This window comes from Actinopolymorpha sp. B9G3, from assembly GCF_040120725.1.
GTDB lineage: Bacteria > Actinomycetota > Actinomycetes > Propionibacteriales > Actinopolymorphaceae > Thermasporomyces.
The window spans coordinates 273,754-298,403 of record NZ_JBEEAB010000004.1 but is presented as its reverse complement, the minus strand read 5'-3'; the positions used below and the strand labels follow the sequence as shown (position 1 = coordinate 298,403).

Annotated in this window: 24 protein-coding genes; 9 read left to right on the top strand and 15 right to left on the bottom strand. The window is 69.7% G+C overall.

Going from position 1 to position 24,650, the window contains the following annotated elements; translation table 11 throughout:
- Nucleotides 1–60 precede the first annotated feature (60 nt).
- Genes ABNF93_RS10120 through ABNF93_RS10110 form a run of 3 tightly spaced genes read left to right on the top strand, consistent with a single transcriptional unit; the run spans nucleotide 61 to nucleotide 3,024 of the window.
- Nucleotides 61–1,077 (top strand): LacI family DNA-binding transcriptional regulator, encoded by a 1,017-nt coding sequence (locus ABNF93_RS10120; protein ID WP_349327662.1) that lies wholly within the window; start codon nucleotides 61–63, stop codon nucleotides 1,075–1,077.
- Between the two features lie 40 nt (nucleotides 1,078–1,117).
- Nucleotides 1,118–1,885 (top strand): ThuA domain-containing protein, encoded by a 768-nt coding sequence (locus tag ABNF93_RS10115; RefSeq protein ID WP_349327661.1) that lies wholly within the window; start codon nucleotides 1,118–1,120, stop codon nucleotides 1,883–1,885.
- Entirely contained in the window at nucleotides 1,882–3,024 is a 1,143-nt protein-coding gene (locus tag ABNF93_RS10110) for a Gfo/Idh/MocA family protein (RefSeq protein WP_349327660.1), read from the top strand. The genes ABNF93_RS10115 and ABNF93_RS10110 overlap by 4 nt, the downstream gene beginning before the upstream one ends.
- A gap of 104 nt (nucleotides 3,025–3,128) precedes the next feature.
- Here ABNF93_RS10110 and leuA read toward each other — a convergent pair whose 3' ends face one another.
- Nucleotides 3,129–4,805: a 2-isopropylmalate synthase gene (gene leuA / locus ABNF93_RS10105; RefSeq protein ID WP_349327659.1), complete on the bottom strand. Its 1,677-nt coding sequence runs from the start codon at nucleotides 4,803–4,805 to the stop codon at nucleotides 3,129–3,131.
- A gap of 298 nt (nucleotides 4,806–5,103) precedes the next feature.
- Here leuA and ABNF93_RS10100 point away from each other — a divergent pair, with 298 nt between their 5' ends.
- Nucleotides 5,104–6,090, top strand: a complete 987-nt coding sequence (locus ABNF93_RS10100) for a GNAT family N-acetyltransferase (protein WP_349327658.1) — start codon at nucleotides 5,104–5,106, stop codon at nucleotides 6,088–6,090.
- Here the strand turns inward: ABNF93_RS10100 and ABNF93_RS10095 are convergent.
- From ABNF93_RS10095 to ABNF93_RS10085, 3 genes are all read right to left on the bottom strand, one after another.
- A complete protein-coding gene (locus ABNF93_RS10095; RefSeq protein WP_349327657.1) occupies nucleotides 6,063–7,052 on the bottom strand; it encodes a TIGR01777 family oxidoreductase in 990 nt (329 codons plus the stop codon). The genes ABNF93_RS10100 and ABNF93_RS10095 overlap by 28 nt on opposite strands.
- 51 nt (nucleotides 7,053–7,103) lie before the next feature.
- A complete protein-coding gene (gene era, locus ABNF93_RS10090; RefSeq protein ID WP_349327758.1) occupies nucleotides 7,104–8,042 on the bottom strand; it encodes a GTPase Era in 939 nt (312 codons plus the stop codon).
- Nucleotides 8,043–8,104: 62 nt separating this feature from the next.
- A complete protein-coding gene (locus tag ABNF93_RS10085; RefSeq protein WP_349327656.1) occupies nucleotides 8,105–8,452 on the bottom strand; it encodes a cytidine deaminase-like protein in 348 nt (115 codons plus the stop codon).
- Between the two features lie 100 nt (nucleotides 8,453–8,552).
- Here ABNF93_RS10085 and ABNF93_RS10080 point away from each other — a divergent pair, with 100 nt between their 5' ends.
- Nucleotides 8,553–9,329, top strand: coding sequence for an SDR family NAD(P)-dependent oxidoreductase (locus ABNF93_RS10080; protein ID WP_349327655.1), 777 nt, complete (start codon nucleotides 8,553–8,555; stop codon nucleotides 9,327–9,329).
- A gap of 136 nt (nucleotides 9,330–9,465) precedes the next feature.
- Here the strand turns inward: ABNF93_RS10080 and ABNF93_RS10075 are convergent, their stop codons facing one another.
- The 4 genes from ABNF93_RS10075 to ABNF93_RS10060 are packed head-to-tail and all read right to left on the bottom strand — an operon-like array spanning nucleotide 9,466 to nucleotide 13,344.
- Entirely contained in the window at nucleotides 9,466–10,701 is a 1,236-nt protein-coding gene (locus ABNF93_RS10075) for an ABC transporter permease (protein WP_349327654.1), read from the bottom strand.
- On the bottom strand, nucleotides 10,701–11,480 hold the full coding sequence (locus ABNF93_RS10070) for an ABC transporter ATP-binding protein (protein WP_349327652.1): 780 nt from the start codon (nucleotides 11,478–11,480) through the stop codon (nucleotides 10,701–10,703). Before ABNF93_RS10070 ends, ABNF93_RS10075 begins: the two co-directional genes overlap by 1 nt.
- Entirely contained in the window at nucleotides 11,477–12,751 is a 1,275-nt protein-coding gene (locus ABNF93_RS10065) for a peptidoglycan-binding protein (protein WP_349327650.1), read from the bottom strand. Before ABNF93_RS10065 ends, ABNF93_RS10070 begins: the two co-directional genes overlap by 4 nt.
- A complete protein-coding gene (locus ABNF93_RS10060) occupies nucleotides 12,748–13,344 on the bottom strand; it encodes a hypothetical protein (RefSeq protein ID WP_349327648.1) in 597 nt (198 codons plus the stop codon). The genes ABNF93_RS10065 and ABNF93_RS10060 overlap by 4 nt, the downstream gene beginning before the upstream one ends.
- A gap of 193 nt (nucleotides 13,345–13,537) precedes the next feature.
- On the opposite strand from ABNF93_RS10060, the gene ABNF93_RS10055 reads away from it, so the two are divergent.
- Both ABNF93_RS10055 and ABNF93_RS10050 read left to right on the top strand, forming a co-directional pair.
- Complete coding sequence (locus ABNF93_RS10055; RefSeq protein WP_349327646.1) at nucleotides 13,538–14,194, top strand: response regulator transcription factor; 657 nt, start codon at nucleotides 13,538–13,540, stop codon at nucleotides 14,192–14,194.
- Nucleotides 14,191–15,477: a sensor histidine kinase gene (locus tag ABNF93_RS10050; protein WP_349327644.1), complete on the top strand. Its 1,287-nt coding sequence runs from the start codon at nucleotides 14,191–14,193 to the stop codon at nucleotides 15,475–15,477. The genes ABNF93_RS10055 and ABNF93_RS10050 overlap by 4 nt, the downstream gene beginning before the upstream one ends.
- Nucleotides 15,478–15,504: 27 nt before the next feature.
- On the opposite strand, the gene ABNF93_RS10045 is transcribed toward ABNF93_RS10050, so the two are convergent.
- The 6 genes from ABNF93_RS10045 to hrcA form a co-directional block, all read right to left on the bottom strand.
- Nucleotides 15,505–16,809 (bottom strand): hemolysin family protein, encoded by a 1,305-nt coding sequence (locus ABNF93_RS10045; RefSeq protein WP_502877567.1) that lies wholly within the window; start codon nucleotides 16,807–16,809, stop codon nucleotides 15,505–15,507.
- Between the two features lie 160 nt (nucleotides 16,810–16,969).
- Nucleotides 16,970–17,437 carry an rRNA maturation RNase YbeY gene (ybeY, locus tag ABNF93_RS10040; RefSeq protein ID WP_349327642.1) on the bottom strand — a complete coding sequence of 156 codons (468 nt, stop codon included), beginning with the start codon at nucleotides 17,435–17,437 and terminating at the stop codon, nucleotides 16,970–16,972.
- Between the two features lie 149 nt (nucleotides 17,438–17,586).
- Nucleotides 17,587–18,621 carry a PhoH family protein gene (locus ABNF93_RS10035; protein ID WP_349327640.1) on the bottom strand — a complete coding sequence of 345 codons (1,035 nt, stop codon included), beginning with the start codon at nucleotides 18,619–18,621 and terminating at the stop codon, nucleotides 17,587–17,589.
- Between the two features lie 198 nt (nucleotides 18,622–18,819).
- Nucleotides 18,820–19,176: an HIT domain-containing protein gene (locus ABNF93_RS10030; RefSeq protein ID WP_349327638.1), complete on the bottom strand. Its 357-nt coding sequence runs from the start codon at nucleotides 19,174–19,176 to the stop codon at nucleotides 18,820–18,822.
- 6 nt (nucleotides 19,177–19,182) lie between these two features.
- Complete coding sequence (gene dnaJ, locus ABNF93_RS10025) at nucleotides 19,183–20,316, bottom strand: molecular chaperone DnaJ (protein ID WP_349327637.1); 1,134 nt, start codon at nucleotides 20,314–20,316, stop codon at nucleotides 19,183–19,185.
- Between the two features lie 76 nt (nucleotides 20,317–20,392).
- Entirely contained in the window at nucleotides 20,393–21,412 is a 1,020-nt protein-coding gene (gene hrcA / locus ABNF93_RS10020) for a heat-inducible transcriptional repressor HrcA (RefSeq protein ID WP_349327635.1), read from the bottom strand.
- 137 nt (nucleotides 21,413–21,549) lie between these two features.
- Here hrcA and ABNF93_RS10015 point away from each other — a divergent pair, with 137 nt between their 5' ends.
- Together ABNF93_RS10015 and ABNF93_RS10010 are read left to right on the top strand one after the other, a co-directional pair.
- A complete protein-coding gene (locus tag ABNF93_RS10015; protein WP_349327633.1) occupies nucleotides 21,550–22,404 on the top strand; it encodes an MBL fold metallo-hydrolase in 855 nt (284 codons plus the stop codon).
- Between the two features lie 20 nt (nucleotides 22,405–22,424).
- Nucleotides 22,425–23,306: a DUF3097 domain-containing protein gene (locus tag ABNF93_RS10010; RefSeq protein WP_349327631.1), complete on the top strand. Its 882-nt coding sequence runs from the start codon at nucleotides 22,425–22,427 to the stop codon at nucleotides 23,304–23,306.
- Between the two features lie 39 nt (nucleotides 23,307–23,345).
- Here the strand turns inward: ABNF93_RS10010 and hemW are convergent, their stop codons facing one another.
- Nucleotides 23,346–24,596 carry a radical SAM family heme chaperone HemW gene (gene hemW, locus ABNF93_RS10005; protein ID WP_349327629.1) on the bottom strand — a complete coding sequence of 417 codons (1,251 nt, stop codon included), beginning with the start codon at nucleotides 24,594–24,596 and terminating at the stop codon, nucleotides 23,346–23,348.
- Nucleotides 24,597–24,650: the final 54 nt, after the last annotated feature.

The following is a 24,650-nucleotide window of genomic DNA, read 5'->3' as shown; positions in this document are numbered from 1 at the left end:
GAGGCGGCGCGGACCCGAAATGAGATGTTGAGTTTGCCCGCACGGCCGGAGGGAGCATCGGTGGTCACCATTGCCGACGTCGCCCGCAGGGCGGGTGTCGCACCCAGCACCGTCTCCTACGTCCTGACCAACCGCCGAAGCATCTCCGCCACCACCCGGCAGGCCGTCGAGGAGGCGATCCGCGACCTTGACTACCGCCCGCACGCGGGAGCCAGGGCACTCCGTGGCGCACGGACGCGGGTCCTCGCCTTGTCCTTCCCGCGGGAGACGGTGCCCTACCACGCGATCGGCGGTCGCTTCGTCCACCACGTCAGCGCGGCTGCCCGCGCCCACGGCCACGACCTGTTGCTGCTGTCGGCGGAGGAGAGCGTCTCCGGACTCCGCCGGGTCGCCGGCAGCCGGCTGGCCGACGGTGTCGTCGTGATGTCGGTGCTGACCGACGACCCGCGGATCCCCGTGCTCGACGAACTCGGCTTCCCCGCCGCGCTGCTGGGACGCCCGCGGGCCAGCGGCGGCCTGCCGTGGTCCGACTACGACTTCGAAGGCGCGGCCGCGTTGGCCGTCCGGGAACTCGTGCGCGCGGGTCACCGCGCACTGGCGTTCGTGAGTTCCTCGGATGCGGAGTTTCGCGCCGGGCTCAACTACGCCCCGCGGGCATTGGCCGGTGCCCGTGCCGCAGCTCGGGAAGCCGGAGTGCACCTGACCGTCATGCGCTCGTCGTCCTCGCACCGCACACTCGTTCGCCGGACTCAGGCCCTGCTCGCCGCCGATCCGGCGCCCACCGCCGTGATCCTGCACCACGAGGTTCCCGCCATGCCCGCCATCCTGCGCGAGGCGGGCTACTCGATCCCGCGCGACATGTCGCTGGTCGTGATCGGCGCGACACCTGACCTCGCGAGCGACCTTCCCGTCGCGCGCTCAGAGCTGCCCGTCCAGGAGATGACCCGCACGGCGGTCGAGCTGGCTCTGGCCAGCATCGAGGGCGAGGTGTCGGGAGGTGGGTTGATCCCGGCACGATGGACCAAGGGGCAAACTATCGCTCCACCCCGCGCCGACCATGGCGGCCGGCGCGCATGACCCGAGACGACCGATGCCAGCTGATCACCTTGTGGGAGACATGGGCACGAGCGAGCGCACCATCCGAGTCACCGTATGGAACGAGAACGTCCACGAGACGACCGAGGAAGCCGTACGACAGCGTTATCCCGAAGGGATCCATGGCGCGATCGCGGCAGGGATCCGCGACCAGTTGGGAGCGGGCGCGGCCGTGCGGACCGCGACCCTGGCCGACCCCGAGCACGGACTCACCGAAGAGGTGCTTGCCGACACCGACGTCCTGACCTGGTGGGGACACGCCGCTCACGGCGAGGTCAGTGACGAGGTGGTCTCCCGGGTCCAGCGCCATGTCCTCGGCGGCATGGGCCTCGTCGTCCTTCACTCCGGACACCTGTCGAAGATCTTCCGCCAGCTGATGGGCACGACCTGCACGCTGCGCTGGCGAGCGGGGGATGACCGGGAGCTCGTGTGGACACTGAAACCGCATCACCCGGTCGCCCGCGGAGTGCCGAGCCCGATCGTGATCCCCGCCCAGGAGATGTACGGCGAGGTCTTCGACATCCCGGATCCGGACGAGCTCGTCTTCGTCAGTTCGTTCACCGGTGGTGAGGTGTTCCGCAGCGGTTGTGTGTTCTACCGCGGCAACGGGCGGATCTTCTACTTCAGCCCCGGCGACCAGGCCTACCCCGTCTACCACCAGCTCGAGGTACGACGGGTCATCAGCAACGCCGTGGCCTGGGCGGCGCCGACCGGCGACGGCCGGGACGTCCCGAAGCTGCGCAACAGCCCGCTCGGCTGGTATGACGAAGAGGCGGAGGGGCAGTCGTGACGAATCCCGCCAGCGGCTCGTCCGGCACGAGCTCCTCAGACGGCAACGCGCCCCTGCGGGCCATCCTTGTCGGCGTCGGTGCGATGGGACGCGGTTGGCTGCGCAACCTCCAGGCAGCGGACGACGTCGAACTCGTCGGCGTCGCCGACCTCGATGTCACAGCCGCCAAGGCCGCACTCGACGACGCCGGGCTGAGCGGCGTTCCGGTGGCTGGCACCCTGGAGGAGTTGGTCGACGAGACCGCGGCCGACTTCGTGGTCGACGTGACGATTCCCGAGGCGCATCATGCGGTGACGATGCAGGCGCTGCGCCGCGGGCTGCCCGTGCTGGGTGAGAAGCCGTTGGCGGCCACGCTGTCCGAGGCGCTGGACCTGGTAGCCGCGGCCCAGGTGTACGACCGCCTCTTCATGGTCAGCCAGAGCCGCCGCTACAACCCGCAGCTGTTCGCGTTCCGGCGGATGATCCGGCAGCTGGGCGGGCTCGGCATCCTGGTGGCGGAGTTCTTCAAGGCCCCGCATTTCGGTGGCTTCCGCGACGCCATGGACCATCCGCTGGTGCTCGACATGGCGATCCACACCTTCGACAGCGTGCGGTTCCTCACCGGAACCGAGCCGGTCGCGGTCTACTGCGATGAGTACAACCCCGCGTGGAGCTGGTACACCGGCGACGCCGCGACGACCGCGATCTTCGAGATGAACGACGGCTCACGCTTCGTCTACACCGGCAGCTGGTGCAGCGAGGGGTTGGAGACGTCCTGGAACTCCGCGTGGCGCGCCAGCGGTGAGCACGGGACGACGTTGTGGGATGGCGACGGTCCCCCGACCCTCGAGATCGTCGAGGGCCGGGCGACCGCGCCGGTCAGCGACACCGGCGAAGTGGATCCACTCGACGGAATCGCTGGCTCGTTGCGGGACTTCGTTCAGGCGTTGCGTTCCGGCACGCCGCCGATGGGCGAGGCACGCGACAACCTGATGAGCCTCGCCATGGTGCACGCCGCGATCGCGTCGGCCGGCAGCCGCCAACGGGTCCTGGTCGCCGACGTCCTCGCTCAAGCCCACGCCGAAGCGCTGGCCAGCGTCGACGACGCCGCCGTGGGTGATGTGCTCCGGTCCTGGACAACACTCACGCCGCCATCCTGAGTCCGGCCGCCACGGTCGCGTCGCCGGCGTACGAGTCCTGCCATTTCCCCACGATGCACGATGAATTTGCCGTGCATCGTGGGGACTGTTGACGGCGGCGCGGTTCAGCGGCGGGCGCGGTTGACGGCTGAGACGACGGCCTTGAGCGAGGCGCTCACGATGTTGGCGTCGACACCGACACCCCAGCACACCTCGTCGCCCACCTCGCACTCGACGTAGGCGGCCGCGGTGGCGTCGCCTCCCGCGCCGAGCGCGTGCTCGCTGTAGTCGAGGACCCGAACGTCGATGCCCACCTGACCGATCGCGTCGACGAACGCGGCAATTGGGCCGTTGCCCTCACCGGAGAGCGTGCGCCGCTCCCCCGCGACCAGGACGTCGACCGTCAACGCGTCGCGCCCGTTCGTCATCGTCGAACTGTGCACCGAGTCGAGCGCGAGATCCGTGCCAGGGTTGAGGTACTCCGCCTCGAAGATCCGCCAGATGTCCGCGGCCGGGACCTCACCACCTTCGGTGTCGGTGTGGTCCTGCACGATCCGGCTGAACTCGATCTGCAGCCGCCGCGGAAGGTCCAAGTGGTGCTCTGCCTTCATCACGTAGGCGACGCCGCCCTTGCCGGACTGGGAGTTGACCCGGATCACCGCTTCGTACGTACGACCGACGTCCTTCGGGTCGATCGGGAGGTACGGCGCCTCCCAGGCGAACTCCCGCACCGGCACCCCGGCAGCAACCGCCGCTCGCTCGTGCGCCTCCAGGCCCTTCTTGATCGCGTCCTGGTGCGAACCGGAGAACGCGGTGTAGACGAGATCACCGGCGTACGGATGACGCGGGTGGACCGGTAGCTGGTTGCAGTACTCCACCGTGCGGCGGATCTCGTCGATGTCGGAGAAGTCGATCTGCGGGTCGATGCCCTGCGAGAAGAGGTTCAGCCCAAGTGTCACCAGGCAGACGTTGCCGGTGCGTTCGCCGTTGCCGAACAGACATCCCTCGATCCGGTCGGCACCGGCCATCACGGCCAGCTCGGCGTCGGCGATCGCCGTGCCCCGGTCGTTGTGGGTGTGGACCGACAGGCAGACATGCTCGCGCCGGGACAGCTGCCGGCTCATCCACTCGATCTGGTCGGCGTAGACGTTGGGCGTCGACCGTTCGACCGTGCAGGGGTAGTTGAGGATGATCTCGCGGCCGGCTTCGGGCTGCCACATGTCCATGACGGCATCGCTGACCTCGAGGGCGAAGTCGAGTTCGGTGTCGACGAAGATCTCCGGGCTGTACTCGTAGCCGAAGTCGGTGTCGGCGAGCAGTTGGTCGGCGTACTTCATCACCCACTCGGTGCCGTTGACCGCGAACGCCTTGCACTCCTCGCGGTCCACGCCGAAGACGACCCGGCGGAACAGCGGCGCCGTGGCGTTGTAGAGGTGGATCGTGCCGCGCTTGGCACCGACCAGCGACTGAGCGGTGCGTTCGATCAGTTCCTCGCGGGCCTGGGTGAGGACGGAGATCGTCACGTCGTCGGGGACCAGGTCCTCTTCGATCAGTTGGCGGCAGAAGTCGAAGTCGGTCTGGCTCGCCGACGGGAAGCCGACCTCGATCTCCTTGTAGCCCATCTTGACCAGCAGGTCGAACATCCGCCGCTTGCGGGCCGGGCTCATCGGGTCGATGAGTGCCTGGTTGCCGTCGCGGAGGTCGGTCGAGAGCCAGCGGGGTGCCCGGGTGATCCGGGCGTCGGGCCAGGTGCGGTCGGGCAGCTCGACGGGAGGGAACGCATGGTAGCGATGAAAGGGCATGGCGCTGGGACACTGACGGCTGTGTTGCTGGCGATCGGGCATCGGAAAGTCCTCGGGATCTTCGCTGGGTTCTCGCTGACGTGTCGGCGCGGCCAGGACGTCGAAGAACTCCGCGGCGAGGAGCCCGGCCTCTTAGAGGGCCCCGCCGCGGCAGCGAAGGAGGAGTCGCACATACCGCATGAGGTGACCCACCTTAGCGGGCGTTCCGGCGGACCGGGCAAGTGGCCTGGTCGATCGGCGGATTCGGGGTCGAAATCCCGTTGCTCTCCGGCCGCCTCTGGCCGCACCCTTGGCTGCTATGGATCTCCAGCGTCTTGACCCCCGTGACGACGCCGCCGTGGACGCCTCGATCGCTCTCGACGACGCCGTCCGGGCGGTCGACGAGCCGTGGAACCCGTCCTGGCCCCGTCGCTCGTACGTCGCGCACCTCACCCACGGTTGGGACGGCGAGCCCGGCGAAAAGTGGCTGCTCTGGGAAGCGGACCGGGTGATCGGCCACCTGTCGCTGCACCTGTCGTACCGCGAGAACCTCCACCGCGCCGGCGTCGGGATCGTGGTCCATCCGGACGAACGCCGCAAAGGGCACGGGACGCGCCTGCTCGACGAGGCATTGGAGCGGGTACGCAAGGCCGACCGGAGGCTGGTGGGGACGGGCACATTGGCGGATTCGGGGCATGCGGAGTTCGCCAGAACGATGGGTTTCAAGAACGTTCTGGTCGAGGTGCACCGGCGCCAGGACCTCCAGGCGGTCGACCACGAGCGCATCGCCGAGCTGCGCGAGAAGGCCCGCGAGGCCGCCCGTGACTACACACTGCTCCGGGTGACCGAGGCCATCCCGGACGATCTCCTCGACGCGGTGGCCGAGCTGACCGGAGCCATCAACGACGCGCCGACCGGCGACATGGAGGTCGACGACGACGTCTTCGACGGCGCCCGGATCCGTGCCTTCGAGGCCGGCCGCGCCGCGGAAGGCGTCCACATGTACCGCCTCATCGCCCGCCTCGGCACTGACGGCCCGCTGGCCGGTCACACCATCGTGGGCGTCCACCCGGACCTGCCCGAATGGGGCGGCCAGTACGACACCGCGGTGGCGCGGGCGCACCGGGGCCACCGGCTCGGCATGCTGCTCAAGGCGGAGATGATGGCGTGGCTCGCGGAGGCGGAGCCACAGGTGCGCTGGGTGGACACCTGGAACGCCGAGTCGAACTCCCACATGATCGGCGTCAACGAAGCCCTCGGCTACCGGATCGCCGCCCGCTACGACAGCTGGGAACGCGACGTCTGACCAGGCCGTTCCGCTCTGACCCGGCGGACGAGGTCCTCGGCGGCGCCGGCCCAGTGCGGGAAGTCGAAGGAGAACCCCGCATCCCGTAGCCGACCTGGGACGACTCTGCGGCTCTTCAGCAACAGTTCGGTGTCGGTACGAATGACGAAGGCGCCGAGCTCGGCCATCCACCTGGTGGCCGGCAGGCCCAGCCGGGTTCCCCACGCCGAACGCAGGGCACGGATGAAGTCCCGATGCGGCAGAGGTTCGGGCGCGGCCAGGTTGACGGGTCCCGCGAGATCGTCGCGGCCAATCAGGAGGTCGACCGCGCGAACCATGTCCTGCTCATGGATCCATGAGACGTACTGTGCGCCGCCCGCGACGGGGCCGCCCAGACCCAGCCGAACCATCCGGAGCATGACGTCGAACACCCCACCTCGGTCCGGACTCATCACCATCGCAGTGCGTAACGCGACACTGCGGGTGTGCGGCGTGTCGGCCTGATCCTGCGTACGTTCCCACGCCTTGGCGATCTCGACGCTGAACGCCCAGTAGCCGGGGACGTCGGGTTCGGTTCCGCCGATGATGCCCGTCGCCTCGTCGTTCGGTGCGTCGAAGCGGTGGGCGTAGATCGTGGCGGTGCTCATCTGCAGCCACACACGGGGCGGCGTCGTCGCCTGCTCGATGGCCTCGCCCACCGCGCGCGTGGACTCCACCCGTGAGTCCATCATCGCCCGGAGGTTGGACTCGGAGTAGCGACAGCTCACGCTGCGGCCAGCGAGGTTGATCACCGCGTCACAGCCGTCGAGTTCCTTGGTCCACGCTCCTTGCGTACGGCCGTCCCAGCTCTCGTGGCGGACGCCCGGCGCCAGTCCTCGGCCGCTGCCTCGGCTGAGAACCACCACCTGGTGGCCCGACCGCACCAGCGCGCGGCTCAGGATGCGTCCGACCTGACCGGTGCCACCAGGAATCACGACCTTCACAGGCTCTCCCTCACCGCGCGGTCCTTCGCCCGCACCGTCACCATGCCACGGTCAGAAGCCCAGGCGGCGGAGCTGTTTGGGGTCGCGCTGCCAGTCCTTCGCCACCTTCACGTGCAGGTCCAGATAGACCGGCGTTCCCAGCAGCGCCTCGATCTGGTGGCGTGCCCGGGTGCCGACGTCGACCAGCCGGCGGCCCTTCGTACCGATGACGATCGCCTTCTGGCTCGGCCGTTCGACATAGAGGTTGGCGTGAACGTCGAGCAGCGGCTTGTCGTCGGGTCGGTCCTCGCGCAGCCCCATCTCCTCCACGACCACCGCGATGGAGTGGGGAAGCTCGTCGCGCACGCCTTCCAACGCCGCCTCGCGAACCAGTTCCGCGACGAGAATCTCTTCGGGTTCGTCCGTCAGCTCCCCCTCGGGATAGAGCTGCGGACCAGCCGGAAGTTGGCTGATGAGGAGATCGGTGAGCAGGTTGATCTGGAACCCCGAGGTGGCCGACACGGGGACGATCTCGTCCCAGGTGATGCCGGTGTCGTCGGCCAGCTTCGAGACCGCGAGCAGCTGCTCGGACATCGCGGTCCGGTCCACCAGATCGGCCTTCGTGACGATGGCGACCGTCGGCCGCCGGCGGACCTTCGCGATCTCGCCGGCAAGGAACCGGTCACCTGGTCCGATGCGTTCGTTCGCCGGCAGGCACACACCGACGACATCGACCTCGCCGAGGGTGGTGAGGACGAGGGCGTTGAGCCGCTCCCCGAGCAGAGTGCGTGGCCGGTGCAACCCAGGGGTGTCGACCAGCACGAGCTGCGCCTCGGGCCGGTTGACGATGCCGCGAACAGTGTGACGGGTCGTCTGTGGCCGGGCCGACGCGATCGCGACCTTGCGGCCGACGAGGGCGTTCGTCAAGGTCGACTTGCCGGTGTTGGGGCGTCCGACCAGGCACGCGAAACCGCTCCGGTACTCCTGCGTACTCTCGCTCACCCCGTTGATTCTCCCTTACGCCTTCGCGGCTGGAGCTCTGGCAGCAGGAGCTTCAGGTCGACCTCGGGGCTTCAGGTGGACACGGACTCCGTGACCGAGCCGTCCGTACCCGCGAGAAGGATCGGGACGCCCTCACCACCCAGGTCGCGGACCGCAGCGACATCCTCCGTGGCCACGGCGGCTTCCTCGGCCACGACAGCGGCGGCCTCCAGGCCCTCTGCGCCACTGGATACCGCCATGGCCACCGCGAGGCGCAACGCGGAGAGCTGGAGGGACGACAGCGAGACCGTGGCCGCCGTGTAGGTGCGTCCGGTGGTGTCACGCACCGCGGCCCCCTGCGCACTCCCTGCCCGGGATCGGGTGGCCCGGGCAAGCGTCACGATCTTCGCGTCCTCGGGATCGAGCTCCTGACTGGTCACGGACCGATCCTAGAGGGGCGACCGAGAGCCTGTGGCCGGTGCAGGCCCGTCGGCATTCGGGATCCGTTCGTCCACCCGAAGGACTCCTAGGATCGTCCGCATGGGACGTGTTGCGGGCAAAGTGGCATTGGTGACCGGCGGCGGAGGCGGCATCGGGCAGGCGACTGCCCAACTGTTGTGGGAGGAGGGCGCATCGGTCGCGGTGGTCGACGTCGACGCCGGCGAGGCCGAGCGTGCGGCGCGCGAGATCGACGCCGGTGGTGACCGGATTCTCGCCCTCGGCGCCCGGCTGGACGAGGAGGCCGAGGCGCGACGGGCGGTGGACGAGACAGTAGGCAGGTTCGGCCGCCTCGACATCCTGGCCAATGTCGCCGGAGTCCGCGTCTACGGTCCCGTTACGGAGGCCGACACCGGCTCCTGGGACACCATTCTCAAGGGCAACCTGCTCCAGGTCGGCTACTGCTCGAAGTTCGCGGTGCCGGCGATGGTCACCTCCGGCGACGGCGGAAGCATCGTCAACGTCTCGTCCGCCAACGCCCTGCGTGGTCGCAGCGGGATGGCGCAGTACGACGCGACGAAGGCGGCCGTGCTCGCGCTCACCCGGTCGATGGCCCACGACCACGCGGCCGAGGGGATCCGGGTCAATGCCGTGTGCCCGGGCCCGACGCTCACGATGTTTCACGTCCGCAGGCGTGCGGCCTCGACCGGCGAGAGCCTGGACGAGGCGCGTGCGGCGCTTGCGGCCGGCACACCGACGTTGCTGAAGCGACAGGCCGATCCGCGCGAGATCGGCTACGCCATCGTGTTCCTCGGCAGCGACGAGGCGTCGTTTGTCACCGGCGCGACCTTGATGGTCGACGGCGGTCTCTCGGCGTAGGAAGTGGAGGAACGCCCGCTCGCGAAGGCCACCGCGCGCCGGTAGCGGATGCTGGCCCGCGGCCTCTCACATCCGCCACCGGTCGCGCGCGCCTCGTTGTCCGGCACGGAGCGGCACGTTCGGGCCGGCACGTGCGTCATGGCGCCGCGAGCGCCTCGGTCGGCGAGAGGCGCGCGGCCCGGATCGCCGGATAGACGCCGGCGAGTCCACCGATCGTCAGCGTGGCAAGGACTCCTCCTACCAGGACCCAGGTGGGCACCACGGCCGGCCATGCCTGGTAGAAGGCGTAGCCCACGGTGACGGCGACACCCAGGACCACACCGGCGATCCCGCCGAGCATCGACAGCAGCAGCGACTCGGCGAGGAACTGCGTACGGATCTGTCCCCGCGTGGCACCGAGAGCCCGCCGTAGCCCGATCTCGGCTCGGCGTTCCAGGACCGAGATCACCATGGTGTTGGCGACCCCGACCCCACCGACGAGCAGCGCCACCGCCCCGAGACCGAGCAGCAGACCGGTGAACGCATCGCCGGCCGCACGCTGGGCGACAAGGGCGTCGGACGGGCGTGAGACGTCCACCTCGTTCGGGGCCGCGGGATTCGCGGTGGCCGCGAGGACCGCCTGCACCGCTTCCACCTGACTGTCGTCGGACCGGGTGTAGACCGTGGTGGGATAGCCGTCGAAGCCCAGATAGGTGTCCGCAGCCTCCCAGCCGATCAGCGCGGCCGAGTCGAGCTCAGACGCCAGCGGCGCCGGGTCCAGGATGCCCACGACGGTGAACCACTCACCACCGACCAGGATCCGCACGTCCGGTCCGGCATGGCCGATACCGAGCCGCTCGGCAGCGGCCGATCCCAGAACCACGGCGGGATACCGTCCCGTCGCGGCGTTGAGCCAGGTCCCGGTGCGGACCTGTGCACCGACGGTGTCCGGGAGGTCCAGCCGGACGGCGTAGGTCGCAAGACCTCCGGTCTGCACCTCCGGGATCAGGTCAGAGCGGTAGACCTTGGCGTCGCCGAGCCGACCGACCGCCGACGTGGACGTGACCGGGCCGATGCGGTCGATCATCGACTCGGCCTCGGTCGGTAGGGTCGCGTCCTGCCCGAACATGGTCTGCCCGGGCGAGACGGTGAGCAGGTTCGTGCCCAACGCCGCGAGCTGGCGGTCCAGATCGGCCTGCGACGACGTGGAGATCCCCACCACGGAGACCATGGCCGCGATGCCGATGGCGATTCCCAACGCGGAGAGGAACACCCGCAAGGGGCGCGACCGCAGGCCGGCCCCGCCGACCCGGACGACGTCGCCCGGGCGCAGGCGGGCCGGCGTGAGGCGAGGCGGCGCCGTCTCAGCGCGGGCTTCGGTGGGCATCGCCATCACCACACCCCCGATCCGGTCGGGACGCCGTTGCCGCCCGGCGCTCCGCTGGCTCCGGATGCCCCCGACGCGCCGGGGGCTCCGGATGGCCCCGACACGCCGGTGGGTGGCCGCCTCCCGATGGTGTCGGCGATCACGCGGCCGTCGCGCATGCTCACATGCCGGGGCAGGCTCGAGGCGATCTCCCGATCGTGGGTGATCACCACCACGGTCGTACCGGCGGCGTTGAGGTCGCGCAACAGCGTCATCACCACCGCCCCGGAAGCCGAGTCGAGGTTGCCGGTCGGCTCGTCCGCGAGCAGCAACGGCGGGTCCCCGACCACGGCCCGGGCGATCGCCACCCGCTGCCGCTCCCCACCTGACAGCTCGTGCGGCTCGTGGTCCAGCCGGTGCGCCAGCCCGACACGGTCAAGTGCCGCTGTGGCGCGACGGCGCCGCTCCCGCCGCCCGACTCCGGCGTACAGCAGTCCGTCGGCCACGTTGTCCAGCGCCGGGACTCCCGCGGCGAGGTGGAACTGCTGGAACACGAAGCCCACCTGCCGCGCCCGCAGTGCGGACAGGTCCCGGTCGGGCAACCTGGCCACGTCGCGGCCGTCGAGCGCGACGGACCCCGACGTCGGCCGGTCGAGAGTGCCCAGGACGTTCAGCATCGTGGACTTGCCCGATCCGGAGGGGCCGACGATCGCTACCAGCTCCCCCGTGCCGATCCGCAGCGAGACACCGGCCAGGGCGTGGACGTCGCCGGAATAGTGCTTGGTCACGTCGACGAGCTCGATCACTTCGACACCCCCACCCGGGTGCCCTCGTCGATGCCCGCGCCGTCGATCTCCACCCGTCCGTCGGAGAACAGCCCGGTCGTCACCGGTACGTAGCGGCTGGTGGATCCCGTCACGACCTCGATGCCGTAGCCACCCTCGGCGAGGGCGACCAGAGCGGTGACCGGCACCGTCAACACGTCCTTGCGTTCGGACGCGGTGAACACCACGTCGACCGCTGCGGCCGTGAGGTCCCTGGTGGCCTTCTGATCCTCGAGCGAGATGACGGCCTCGAGCTTCGTCTCGGGATCGCTGTTCTGGTCGGCGGCGGGCTCGATCACCGTCGTCACCTGGTCGATCGTCCCGGCCACCTTCGTACCGTCGGGCAGTTCTACGCTCACCTCGGCACCCTTCGTCACCAACGATTGGTCGGACAGCTCCAGGTCGGCGGTCACGAGACTCGCGGTTCCGGTGTAGTCCAGGACCGCGAGTCCCGGGCCCACCGGCTCGCCGCGCCCCACCTTGACGGTGTCCACCCGGACCGCTCCGTCGGCGAAGACGACACGGCCCAAGTCGACCCGGCCGGTCTCTGTCAGGCCGAGGTTCTCCTGCCACTCCTCGACCGCGTCCGCGGTGTTGTCGGTGTAGTCCTCGTCAACGGAGAATCCCTTGTAGCCAAGGGCTTTGAGGTTGCGCTCCAGCTGTTTGACGTCCGCGCCCTCGCTTCCCGGACCGAGCGTTCGGTACGCCGGCAGCTCGCCGTACATCAACACGACCGGCTGGTCGTCCACCTTGTACAACGCCCGACCGCGGGCGATCTCCTGCCCACTGTCGGGCAGCGCCGTCACCGTGCCCTGAACGCGGTTCGTCAGCGTGCTGCTGGGACCGAAGCCGAGGTCGCCGTCGACGGATTCGGTGCTCTGCATGGTCTGCCTGGTGACCTGCGTGGTGGCCGGCGGCAGGGTGGAGGCTGCTGCCTCCGCGGTGCCGCCATCCGAGCCCGAACCGGACCCGCCGAGGCCGAGCCAGCCACTGCCGAAAGCGCCTGCGCCGAAATCTCCGAGGCCGAACTCGCGTGCCACGATCCCGCCAGCGGCGGAGACAACCACACCCGTGACGGCCACCGCGGCGACGACGCCCGCCACCTTTCGCCCGCGGCCACGGCGCCGGCCACGCGGCTGCGGCGTCTGCGGGCTCCGCGGTGTCTGTGGGCTCTGCGGTGTCTGCGGTGTCTGTGGGCTCTGCGGTGCCTGGGGCCCCTGCGTCGCGGCGTCCCTTGCCGTCGTGCCGCTCACTGGGAACCACCTGGCGCTCCCGTACGGTTCGGCAGGAACTTCTCGCCACAGGCCTCCTGCGCGGCCTTGAAGTCAGGATCGCCGGCGATCGACTTGTCCAGCATCATCCTGCCGCCGTCGGGGTCGGGGAAGTCCGGTACGCCGTTGTCCCGCATGCACTGCGCGAACTTGCGCATGTTCTCCGCCATCTTCGGGTCCTGCCGCGGACCGTCCTTGCCGAACGGGGCGAACTTCTGGCACGCCTGCTGGGCCTGCTCGACCGTCTCGCGGTCGACATCGTCGCCGTTGACGCGGATCTGCACCCGCCCGCTCGAATCCGGGTCGTCCATCGGGACGCCGTTCTCACGCATGCACTGGGCGAACTTCAGCGCCTTTTCCTCCCGCTCCTCCTGGCTCATCCCGGCTGCGTCCTCGCCGCTGGCGCCACCGGGGTCGTCCGCTCCCGCATCCGCGGCACCGTCGTCGGCGGAGGCGACGCGAGCGGTGTCATCGCCCGAGCCACCCCCAGTGCCGGCACAGCCGGCCACGACCAGCAGCAGAAGCAGCACGATCACCGCTCCCAGCGCGGGTCGCTCAGGCACTCGACCTCGCATGATCACTCCCCTCGTCCGTACGGCCAGCGGATTGCCGGCCCCATTGGACGGCCAGTCCACTCCGACGGCGGTTTCCGCGGCGTTTCCGGACCCGTTAACGGCGAGGAAATACCGGGTGAGTCACCATCGAGTCGGGCCAGGCGGGCCGCAGGGGCGGCATCATGGGCAAGGAACGCGGACAAAAGGGGCGACGATGCGGGTACTGGTGGTGGAGGACGAACGCCTGCTCGCGGAGGCGATCGCGGAGTGGCTCCGCGGTGACGCCCACGCCGTCGACGTGGCACTCGACGGCGATGCGGCGCTGGAGCGGCTCGCCGTCCACGACTATGACGTGGTGGTCCTCGACCGGGACCTGCCGATCGTCCACGGCGACGACGTGTGCCGGACCCTCGTGGAGTCCGACGCGAGCGCGCGGGTCCTCATGCTCACCGCCGCCGCCGAGATCGGCGACCGCGTGGCCGGGCTGACGCTCGGCGCCGACGACTATCTTTCCAAGCCGTTCGCGTTCCCCGAACTGGCCGCCCGCGTGCTCGCCCTCGGCAGGCGTACCCGCCCGGCGGCTCCCCCGCTGCTGCAACGCGCCGGCATCGCCCTTGACCCGGCACGCCGACAGGTGTTCCGGGACGGACGCTACCTCTCGCTGTCGAGGAAGGAGTTCGGTGTCCTCGCCGAGCTTCTTCGCGCCGACGGAGCCGTGGTCTCCGCCGAGGACCTGCTGGAGAAGGTGTGGGACGAACACGCCGACCCCTTCACCTCCGCCGTACGCATCACAGTCCTCAAGCTCCGCCGCAAGCTCGGCAACCCACCTGTGGTCGAGACCGTCGCCGGAGTGGGGTACCGGATCCCATGACAGACCCCCACAGCCTCGCTCGCTCGGCCACGCCACGCGCGGACGCCCCACGCCCAGCCGGGCGTCGGCGCTGGCTGCGCCCGACACTCCGGCTGCGGCTGACGCTGCTCTACGGCGGCCTCTTCTTCGCCGCTGGACTCGTCCTGCTGGCCGTGACCTACGTTCTCGTCAGCCAGCGGATGCCGGAGGCGACGGGTCTCTTCACCGCTCGCGTCACCGGTCCGGGGACTCGACTGCCGGACGAGGCGTTCATCCGGACCAGTGAGGGCGACCTGCTCACCGCGAGCGAAGCCTCGCGCTACGTCGCGACCAAGCAGGCCGAACTCCGGCGCGCCACGCTGACGTCGCTGCTCACGCAGGGGGCGATCGCGCTCGGCCTGGTCGGCTCCGCCGCCGCCGGGTTCGGCTGGTTGATCGCCGGAAGGGTCCTCGCGCCGCTGCACCGGGTCACCGAGACCGCCCGGCGGATCGCCGACGCCAAGGCAGCCGACCGGAGCCTGCACGAACGCATCGCCCTCCGCGGCGCGGACGACGAGGTGAAGGAGCTCGCCGACACCTTTGACACCATGGTCGAACGCCTTGACAAGTCCTTCGACGGGCAGCGGCACTTCGTCGCGAACGCCTCCCACGAGCTGCGGACACCTCTGACCCTCAACCGTGCCCTCGTCGAGGTGGCAATGCACCGCAAGAACGCCTCGCCCGACGTCCAACAGCTCGGCGAGACCCTCCTGGAGATCAACACCCGGCACGAGCGGCTCATCAACGGGCTCCTGCTGCTCGCGCGCTCCGAGAACGACGTGGTCGAACGGACCCCCGTCGATCTCGCCGACGTGGTGATCCACGTGACCGCGCACGCGAGCGGCGCCGCGCGCGAGCAGGGCATCGTCCTGCGCGACAAAGCAGCCGAAGCTCCCACGGCCGGCGACCCGGTGCTGCTCGAACGCCTCGTCCAGAATCTCGTCGACAACGGGATCCGACACAACCTCAGCGAGGGGGGATTCGTCGACGTCGCCAGCCGGCGGCACCCCGACGGCTGGGTCGAGGTCGTGGTCAGCAACAGCGGCGACGTCATCCCGCCGTACGACATCCCCCAGCTGTTCGAACCGTTTCGCAGGCTCGGAACCGACCGCCTCGTCACCGCCAAAGGGGCCGGCCTCGGGCTCTCCATCGTCCGATCCATCGCCCATGCGCACGGCGGTGACGTCGTCGCTCGACCACGGCCCGATGGTGGTCTCGTCGTCACCGTCGCGCTCCCGGGCGCTCCGGAGGTCGAGCCGGCCTGACCTGCCGGCGAAGTCGTACGCCTGTCGTCAGGTGGCCTCCGACCGCTCGGCGGCGGCCGCGCGTTCGGATTCGTCGACCCGGGTGACGAGGATCGTCGGGATGCGGTTACGCCGACCCACCGGCCCTTCGGCGAGCAGACGGAGGCCGTCGACGGTCACCTTGGCGCCCGGGATGGGCACCTTGTCGAGGTGCTTGGCCATCAGGCCGCCCACGCTGTCGACGTCCTCGTCGTCCAGCTCCAGGTCGAACAGCTCCCCCAGCTCGTGGATCGGTAGCCTCGAGCTGACCCGCACCGCGCCGCTGCCCAGGCGCTCCACCGCGCGCGGCTCGACGTCGTACTCGTCGGTGATCTCGCCGACGATCTCCTCGAGGATGTCCTCGATCGTCACCAGCCCCGCCGTGCCGCCGTACTCGTCCAGCACGATGGACAGGTGCGTCCGCTGCTGCTGCATCTCGCGGAGCAGCCCGTCGACCGGCTTCGAATCAGGAACGAACGCCGGCGGCCGCATCACCTGCTCCACGCGTTCGGTGGTTTCGGCCTGGCGGTTGTCGTAGACCCGTTGGGTCACGTCCTTGAGGTAGGCCACCCCCACGATGTCGTCGAGGTTCTCCCCGATCACCGGGATCCGGGAGAAACCGCTGCGCAGCGCCAGGGACATCAGCTGGCGCAGGGTCTTGTGGCGTTCGATGACGACGATGTCGGTCCGGGGCACCATCACCTCGCGGACGATCGTGTCGCCCAGCTCGAACACCGAGTGGATCATCTCCCGCTCGCCCGACTCGATCACCCGGCTGGCCTCGGCGATGTCGACCAGTTCGCGGAGCTCGGCCTCGGTGGCGAACGGCCCCTCACGAAAGCCCTTCCCCGGTGTGAGCGCGTTACCGAGCAGGATCAGGAGCTTCGGCAGCGGTCCCAGCACCCGCGTCAGCCCGATCAGCAACGCCGAGGTGACCAGGGCGACCCGGTTGGCGTGCTGGCGGCCGAGCGTGCGTGGTGCGACGCCGACGACCACGTACGACACGACGATCATCACGCCGGCCGCCGTCAGAACCGCCGCCCACGTCGGTTGGACCATGCCGATGACCACCTCTGCCACGAGGATCGTCGCGGTCAGCTCACAGGCGAGGCGGAGGAACAGTGCGGTGTTGAGGTAGGGCGCGCTGTCCTCCACAAGCATGCGGACGCGCTCACCGCCCCGCCGCCCGGCCGCGACGAGACCGTCGGCACGTGACTTGGAGAACGTCGAGAGGGCGGCCTCGGCAGCGGCCAGGACGCCCGCGACGAAGACCAGGACGGCCGCGAGGACGAGAAGAACCGTGTCGCCACCCATCAGCGCCGCCGTCGTTCCGGCTCACAGTCCATCAGCGGTCACCATCCATCAGCGCAACCGTCCATCAGCGCAACCGTCCATCAGCGCAACCGTCCATCAGCGCAACCGTCCATCAGCGCAACCGTTCATCGGGCCTCACGTCCAGGGGCGCGATCGTCCATCAGCGGCCCGCCCCCTGCCGCAGTGGCTGCCACTCGCCGAGCAACCGCGCCTGCAACGCGAACATCTCCCGATGCTCCTCCGGCTCGCCGTGGTCATAGCCGAGCAGGTGCAGGATGCCGTGCACCGTGAGCAGGTGGAGCTCATCCTCTCGCGAGTGTCCGGCGTCCTTGGCCTGCCGGTCGGCCACCTGCGGACAGAGGACGACATCCCCGAGCAGGCCCTGCGGCGGATCCTCGCCCTCTCGGCCCGGACGGAGCTCGTCCATCGGGAACGCCAGCACGTCGGTCGGGCCCGGCTCGTCCATCCAGCGCAGGTGATGCTCGGCCATCGTCTTCTCGTCGACGAGGACGACCGACAGCTCGGCCTGGGGGTGCACCCGCATCCGGTCGAGGGCGAACCGGGCCAGCCGGGCGAGCTCGCGTTCGTTGACGTCGATGCCGGATTCGTTGGCGATGTCGATGCTCATGGAAGGTTCACGCAAATGCCTCGATGATGTCGATCTCAGGTGGGAAAGAGACGGCTGACGGGCCCGTACGGTTTCCTCCGGTCGTCAGGTCGTCGCCTCAGCTCGCGTTCGTCGGCTGGGTTCGTCAGCACGGGTCCGTCCAGGTCCCCTCAGGGCCGCAGAGGTCCGGGCTTCCGCCGGCGTACGTCGACCGGACGGGCGGCGGTGTCGGACTCGCTCCGCCCTTCGTAGGCGTCGTAGGCCGCGACGATCCGTCCGACCAGCTTGTGGCGTACGACATCCTGGCTGGTCAACGAGCAGAAGTGCACATCGTCGAGACCGGTCAGGATCTCCCGCACCACCTTCAGTCCGGAGTAGGTGCCGCCACCCGGCAGGTCGATCTGGGTGATGTCGCCGGTGACGACCATCTTCGATCCGAACCCGAGCCGGGTGAGGAACATCTTCATCTGCTCCGGCGAGGTGTTCTGCGCCTCGTCGAGGATGATGAACGCGTCATTCAGGGTGCGCCCACGCATGTACGCCAGGGGCGCGACCTCGATCGTCCCGGCCGTGAGCAGCCGCGGGATCGAGTCGGGGTCGATCATGTCGTGCAGCGCGTCGTAGAGCGGCCGGAGGTACGGGTCGATCTTCTCCGACAGGGTGCCTGGGAGGAACCCGAGCCGCTCCCCCGCCTCGACCGCCGGGCGGGTGAGGATGATCCGGTTGACCTGCTTGGCCTGCAGCGCCTGGACCGCCTTCGCCATCGCGAGGTAGGTCTTGCCGGTTCCGGCCGGACCGACCGAGAACACCACGGTGTGCTCGTCGATCGCGTCGACGTAGTGCTTCTGGCCGAGCGTCTTCGGCCGGATCGTCTTGCCGCGGTTGGACAGAATGTTGAGCGTCAGGACGTCGGCCGGACGTTCGGACTCGCGGGCCCGGAGCATCGCGATGCTGCGTTCGACCGCGTCGGAGGTGAGGCCGTGGCCGGAGCGGACGACGGCCACCAGCTCGTCGAACAGCTGCTCGACGAGGATCCGCTCGTCAGGCTCCGCGACCACGGTGATCTCGTTGCCGCGGACGTGGATCTCGGCGTCGAACTCCTTCTCAGCGACCCGGAGGAACTCATCACGCGGCCCGAGCAGGCTCACCATGGAGATGCTCGACGGTACGACGATCTTGGTCTGTGACGGGGTGATCTTGCCCATGGGCGGCCTTGGTCGGCCCTCTCCTCCGTAGTCCCAACGTGCTGACACCCGGCTCCTGGCCGGTGAATCGACAGTCATGGTAGCCCGCGCGGGACCGGATGCGGACGGGTATTTCTTCCGTACTTTCCCGATCCGGGGCGATCCGACGCGATCTTCCGCCGCCAACGGCCCGGGGCCCCGCCGCCGACGGGCGCTCTTCTAGCCCAGCTGACCAGCCATCTGCCGTCCCCCGAGAACGTGGGCGTGGCAGTGCGCGACCGCCTGACCACCCTGCTCGCCGGTGTTGAGGGCGATCCGGTAGCCGTCGTCGGCGATCCCCTCGTCCCTGGCGACCGCCACACACTCCTCGAGCAGCAGCCGGAGCAGGTGGGGAGCGGCGGCCACGACTTCGGCCACGTCGGCGTAGTGGTCCTTGGGAACGACCAGTACGTGGACGGGTGCCTGGGGGCTCACGTCGCGGAAGGCGAGGGTCCGGTCGGTCTCACGGACCTGTGCCGACGGGATCGTGCCGGCGACGATGCCGCAGAACACACAGTCGGCTGATCGTTGTGCCACGGCGGTTCAGACACCCCTGTCGTTGAAGGCGTCCCGGATCCGCGAGAAGACGCCTCGACGTTCGGACGAGAACTGGCCGGTCGCCTTCTCCTCGTCCCGTAGCCTGGCGAGCTCGGTGAGCAGGTCTCGCTGTGCCGCGTCGAGCTTCGTCGGCGTCTCCACGACGACGTGGACGACCAGGTCACCGCGATGCGAACCGGACAGATGAGGTACGCCTCGACCGGTGACGACCAGGCGCTGCCCGGACTGCGTGCCAGGCTTGACGTCGACCTCGACGGTGTCGTTGTCGAGCGTCTCCAGCGAGATCGTCGTGCCGAGCGCCGCGGCCGTCATGGGCAGCGTCACCGAGCAGTGCAGGTCGGCGGCGCGCCGGGTCCACACCTCGTGCGGGGCGACCTGGATCTCGACATACAGGTCGCCGGCGGGACCGCCGCCGGGGCCCACCTCACCCTGGCCGGCCAGCTGGATCCGGGTGCCGTCGTCGACGCCGGCGGGGATCCGGACGGCGAGGGTACGCCGGGACAGCACCCGGCCCTCCCCCGCGCACTCAGGGCACGGGGTGGGGATGATCGTGCCGAACCCCTGGCAGCGGGGGCACGGCCGGCTCGTCATGACCTGGCCGAGGAAGGACCGTTGGACGGAGCTGATCTCACCGCGACCCTCGCAGACCGAGCAGCTGGTGGGTGTCGTGCCTGGGGCAGCGCCCCTGCCCGAACAGCTCCCGCAGACGACGGCCGTGTCGACCTGGACCTCCTTGACGGCGCCGTACACCGCCTCGGCCAGATCGACCGAGAGGCGCAGGAGCGCGTCCTGGCCACGGCGGGTCCGGGGTCGCGGCCCGCGGGCGGTCGTGCCGCCGAAGAACGCGTCCATGATGTCGGTGAACGAGAAACCCTGCCCGAATCCCGCACCTTGTCCAGCCGCACCGAGCGGATCGCCCCCCAGGTCGTAGACCTCACGCTTCTTCGGGTCCGACAGGACCTCGTAGGCGCGGGTGACCTCCTTGAAACGCTCGTGGGTCTCCGGATCCGGGTTGACGTCAGGGTGCAGGGTGCGCGCCAGCCGGCGGTAGGCCTTCTTGATCTCCTCCGCGGACGCGTCGCGCCCGACTCCGAGGAGTTCGTAATAGTCCTGGCTCATGCTGTGGGTGGCCTCTTGCACTGACTCATTCCCTTGGGACTCATCTTCCTTAAGACCCCGCTGCCTCTTTGAGAAGCTATTCCTCAGCGAGGATCTGACTGACATATCTGGCGACCGCCCGGACCGCACCCATCGTGCCCGGATAGTCCATCCGGGTGGGTCCGACGACACCCAGGTGGGCGAGTGTCTCGTCCCCAGGACCATAGCCGGTCGCGACAACGGAGGCGGCGGCCAGCTCAGCGTAGGGGTTCTCGTGCCCGATCCGGACCGTGAGGCGGGCGGGAGCGGTCGACTCGCCGAGGAGCCGCAACAGCACGACGTGCTCCTCCAGCGCCTCGAGTACCGGCCGGATCGAGGAGTGGAACTCGTGCCCGAGCGGGATCAGGTTGGCGGTGCCACTGACCGCGATGCGTTCCTCCGGGCGTTCGACGAGGGTCTCGAGGAACGCCGACACGATGCTGGCGACGATCGGCTGGTCGTCGGGCGCGAACGCCTCAGGCAGGTCGACCACGAGCGACTGCACCTCGGCGAGCCGCGCCCCCATGACCGCAGCGTTGAGGCGGGCCCGGACATCGCCCAGCAGCGCGTCTTCAGGGGCCTTGCCGACGTCGACGACACGCTGCTCGACCCGGCCCGTGCTGGTGATGAGGACGATCAGCAGCCGGGTGGTGGACAGCAGCACCAACTCGACATGGCGGACGGTCGACCGGGACAAGGTGGGGTACTGCACGACCGCGACCTGGCGGGTGAGCTGGGAGAGCAGGCGTACGGTCCGGTTGACGACATCGTCCAGATCGACCGCGCCCTCGAGGAACGTCGAGATCGCCCTGCGCTCCGCGCCAGACATCGGCTTGATCGTGCTCAGCCGGTCGACGAACAGCCGGTAGCCCTTGTCCGTCGGGATCCGGCCAGCGCTCGTGTGCGGCTGGGCGATGTAGCCCTCGTCCTCCAGCGCGGCCATGTCGTTGCGGACCGTCGCGGAGGAAACGCCCAGGTGGTGCCGGTCGACAAGCGCCTTGGAACCGACCGGCTCCTCGGTGTGCACGTAGTCCTCGACGATGGCGCGGAGGACGGCCAGCTTCCGTTCGTCGAGCATGGAGCCCGCACCTCCTCGCGTCACGGTTGACCTGAGGGCGGGGCAGCGGCATGTGCCTGGCACTCCCCGAACCCGAGTGCCAGTCTACGGGGAGAGGCCCCGAATGTGCGTCCTGAGCGGATGCGAGGCTGTGGATCGTGGACACGAACACGCACGGATGGACCGAGGTCGGGCCGGGCTGCTTCGCCCGCCGCTACCCGTCGTACGACCTCACGATCGGGGCGGTCGTGGGTGCCGTCGGCATCCTGCTGGTCGACACCCGGGCAAGCCTGGGCGAAGCCGACGAGTTGCGCGCTGACCTGCGTCGCCTCTCCCGCGCGCCGGTGCGCTGGGTGGTCGACACCCACTGGCACTTCGATCACTGCTTCGGCAACGCCCGGTTCGCCGACGCGGTGATCTACGGCCACGAGTCCGTGCCCGCGATGCTCGAGGCGCGGGCCGACGGCGTGCGTGCGGAGCTCTCGGCGCGGTCCGCCGAATGGGCCACGGAGATGGCCGCACTGGAGGTAGTGCCGCCGGGACGGACCTTCGCGTCGGTCGCGATGGCCGATCTCGGCGACCGGGTGGTGGAGCTCGTGCATCCGGGACGCGGCCACACCGACGGCGACGTCGTGGTCCGGGTTCCCGACGCCGACGTGGTCTACGTGGGAGATCTCGTCGAGGAGTCCGGCCCGCCGTCGTACGGCGACGACTCGTACCCGCTCGAGTGGGGTGCGACGCTCGACGTGGTGGCGGGACTGTTGACGACGCGGACAGCGGTCGTGCCCGGGCATGGCACGGTCGTGGACCATGCGTACGTCGGGGAGCAGCGCGGCGACCTCGTGGGCGTCGCCGGGACGATCCGCCGCCTGGTCGAGGAACGGGTGCCGATCGAGCGGGCATGGGAGGCAGCCGAGTGGCCATGGTCGCGGGAGGCTTTGGCCGAGGCGATCCGGCGGGGGTACGCACAACTGCGCGACACTCGCGGACGGCGGACACTGCCGCTCGTGTGAGGCGGCTACCCTCGCTCTCCATGGCCGGATCCTCACCTCCCGCTGACCGTTACGGACCTGACGTTCTCGAGAGCGACTGGCGGGCGCCGAAGCGCGGACGCTCGGTCGACGTCTCTGTCGAGCCCGACATGGTGGTCGAGGACGCGACGACCGGCTTCTGCGGCGCCGTCGTCGGCATCGAACGCACACTCGTGGTGCTGGAGGACCGGTTCGGTGCCCGGCGAAGCTATCCGTACGGGCCCGGGTTCCTGCTGGAAGGGCGGCCGGTCGTTCTGCGTCCGCCGGCCACGGGAGGCTCGGCGGCGGGTGGACCACGGCGCACGGCGTCAGGGTCGATCGCGGTCTCGGGTGCGCGGGCCCGCGTCGCCCGGGCGAGCCGGATCTACGTCGAGGGCCGCCACGACGCCGAGTTGGTCGAGAAGGTCTGGGGCGACGACCTGCGGATCGAAGGCGTCGCGGTGGAGTACCTCGAAGGAGTCGACGACCTCGCGAGTGTGGTCACCGAGTTCGCGCCCGATGCCGACCAGCGGCTCGGCGTCCTCGTCGACCATCTGGTGCCTGGCAGCAAGGAGAGCCGGATCGCCGCGGAGGTGGCGGCCGGGCCGTTCGGTGCGTACGTGCTCGTCGTCGGACATCCGTTCGTGGACATCTGGCAGGCCGTACGCCCAGAGCGGCTGGGGCTCGACGCCTGGCCACGGATTCCGCGGGCGACACCCTGGAAGCACGGAATCTGCGCGGCGCTGGGGTGGCCGCATGCCGAGCAGGCGGACATCGCGCAGGCCTGGCGACGGATCCTGGGAGGTGTCCGGACCTACCGCGACCTCGAGCCGGCACTGTTGGGCCCGGTGGAGCAGCTCATCGACTTCGTGACCGTGGGCGGTCCGGCGGACGCTGGTCCGTGATCACCGCGCAGAAACCGGGCACGTCGCCGGGCGCGGTCGTCAGGTGCGGGCAGGCTCTGTGCTCCACCCCAGCAGATCGCGTACGACCGCGTCGGCAAGGAGGCGACCTCGACTGGTGAGCACGGCGCGACCGGCCGCCAGAGCTGAGGCCTCCAGCAGGTCGTCACCGGCTGCCCGCTGGGCGGCCTCGACGCCTTCTGGTCCGAGGACGTCGAGGGCGAGGCCGGCTGCGAGGCGGAGTTCCAGCATGATCCGTTCGACCCTCCGGTCGGCCGGGTCGAGGGTTTCGCGGGCGTGCGCGGGGCTCGCGGCGGCGGCGAGGCGTTCGGCGTATGTCAAGGGATGCTTGACGTTCCACCAGCGGACCCCGCCGACGTGGCTGTGCGCGCCGGGGCCGACGCCCCACCAGTTGCCGCCGGTCCAGTAGAGGAGATTGTGGCGGCAGCGGGCGTCGTCAGACCATGCCCAGTTCGACACCTCGTACCACGACAAGCCTGCCCTGCTGAGGGTTTCGTCGGCTTGCAGGTAGCGGTCGGCCAGGACGTCATCGTCCGTGGCGGCGAGCACACCACGGCGGATCTGGCCGGCCATCCGGGTGCCCTCTTCGATGATGAGGGAGTACGCCGAGATGTGGTCGGCACCGGCGGCGACGGCCGCGTCAAGGGTGGCTTGCCAGTCGTCGTCACTCTCGCCCGGCGTGCCATAGATGAGGTCGAGGTTGACGTGTGCGAATCCCGCGGTTCGTGCGTCGGCGACGCACTCTTCTGGGCGGCCGGGTGTGTGCTGCCGGTCGAGCGTCGCGAGCACGTGTGGACGGGCACTCTGCATGCCGAACGAGATCCGGGTGAATCCCTGCGTACGCAGGCGTTCGAGGGAGGAATCGTCGACCGACTCGGGGTTGGCTTCGGTCGTCACCTCGGCGTCGGAGGCGAGGCCGAACTCGGCGTCGACGCTCCGCAGGACCCGGCCGAGGTCCTCCGGCGGGAGGAGGGTCGGCGTGCCGCCTCCCACGAAGACGGTCGAGACGGGAACCTCGGCATCACCGAGGACCTTGCGCGCAAGCCGGACCTCGTTGATCGCCGCGTCGGCGTACGACGTGCGGGAGGCACCGGGCGCCGTTCCGAGCTCGTCGGCCGTGTAGGTGTTGAAGTCGCAGTAACCGCACCGGGTCGCGCAGAACGGCACGTGAACGTAGATCCCGAACGGTCGCGCGGTGATCTCCGCGAGGGCGGGCGCCGGAAGAGCTCCGTCCGCGGGAGCCGGATCGCCGTCGGGCAATGTGGAAGGCACCCACCCATTGTCCGTCGTCCGGTCACCTTCGACGGCCATCGGTGCGGCCGACAG

Coding starts and splice junctions, on each gene's coding strand:
- ABNF93_RS10115 (WP_349327661.1), top strand. CDS start 1,118: ATGGGCACGAGCGAGCGCACCATCCGAGTCACCGTATGGAACGAGAAC.
- leuA (WP_349327659.1), bottom strand. CDS start 4,805: ATGCCCTTTCATCGCTACCATGCGTTCCCTCCCGTCGAGCTGCCCGAC.
- ABNF93_RS10100 (WP_349327658.1), top strand. CDS start 5,104: ATGGATCTCCAGCGTCTTGACCCCCGTGACGACGCCGCCGTGGACGCC.
- ABNF93_RS10080 (WP_349327655.1), top strand. CDS start 8,553: ATGGGACGTGTTGCGGGCAAAGTGGCATTGGTGACCGGCGGCGGAGGC.
- ABNF93_RS10075 (WP_349327654.1), bottom strand. CDS start 10,701: ATGGCGATGCCCACCGAAGCCCGCGCTGAGACGGCGCCGCCTCGCCTC.
- ABNF93_RS10060 (WP_349327648.1), bottom strand. CDS start 13,344: ATGCGAGGTCGAGTGCCTGAGCGACCCGCGCTGGGAGCGGTGATCGTG.
- ABNF93_RS10055 (WP_349327646.1), top strand. CDS start 13,538: ATGCGGGTACTGGTGGTGGAGGACGAACGCCTGCTCGCGGAGGCGATC.
- ABNF93_RS10050 (WP_349327644.1), top strand. CDS start 14,191: ATGACAGACCCCCACAGCCTCGCTCGCTCGGCCACGCCACGCGCGGAC.
- ABNF93_RS10045 (WP_502877567.1), bottom strand. CDS start 16,809: ATGGGTGGCGACACGGTTCTTCTCGTCCTCGCGGCCGTCCTGGTCTTC.
- ybeY (WP_349327642.1), bottom strand. CDS start 17,437: ATGAGCATCGACATCGCCAACGAATCCGGCATCGACGTCAACGAACGC.
- ABNF93_RS10035 (WP_349327640.1), bottom strand. CDS start 18,621: ATGGGCAAGATCACCCCGTCACAGACCAAGATCGTCGTACCGTCGAGC.
- dnaJ (WP_349327637.1), bottom strand. CDS start 20,316: ATGAGCCAGGACTATTACGAACTCCTCGGAGTCGGGCGCGACGCGTCC.
- hrcA (WP_349327635.1), bottom strand. CDS start 21,412: ATGCTCGACGAACGGAAGCTGGCCGTCCTCCGCGCCATCGTCGAGGAC.
- ABNF93_RS10010 (WP_349327631.1), top strand. CDS start 22,425: ATGGCCGGATCCTCACCTCCCGCTGACCGTTACGGACCTGACGTTCTC.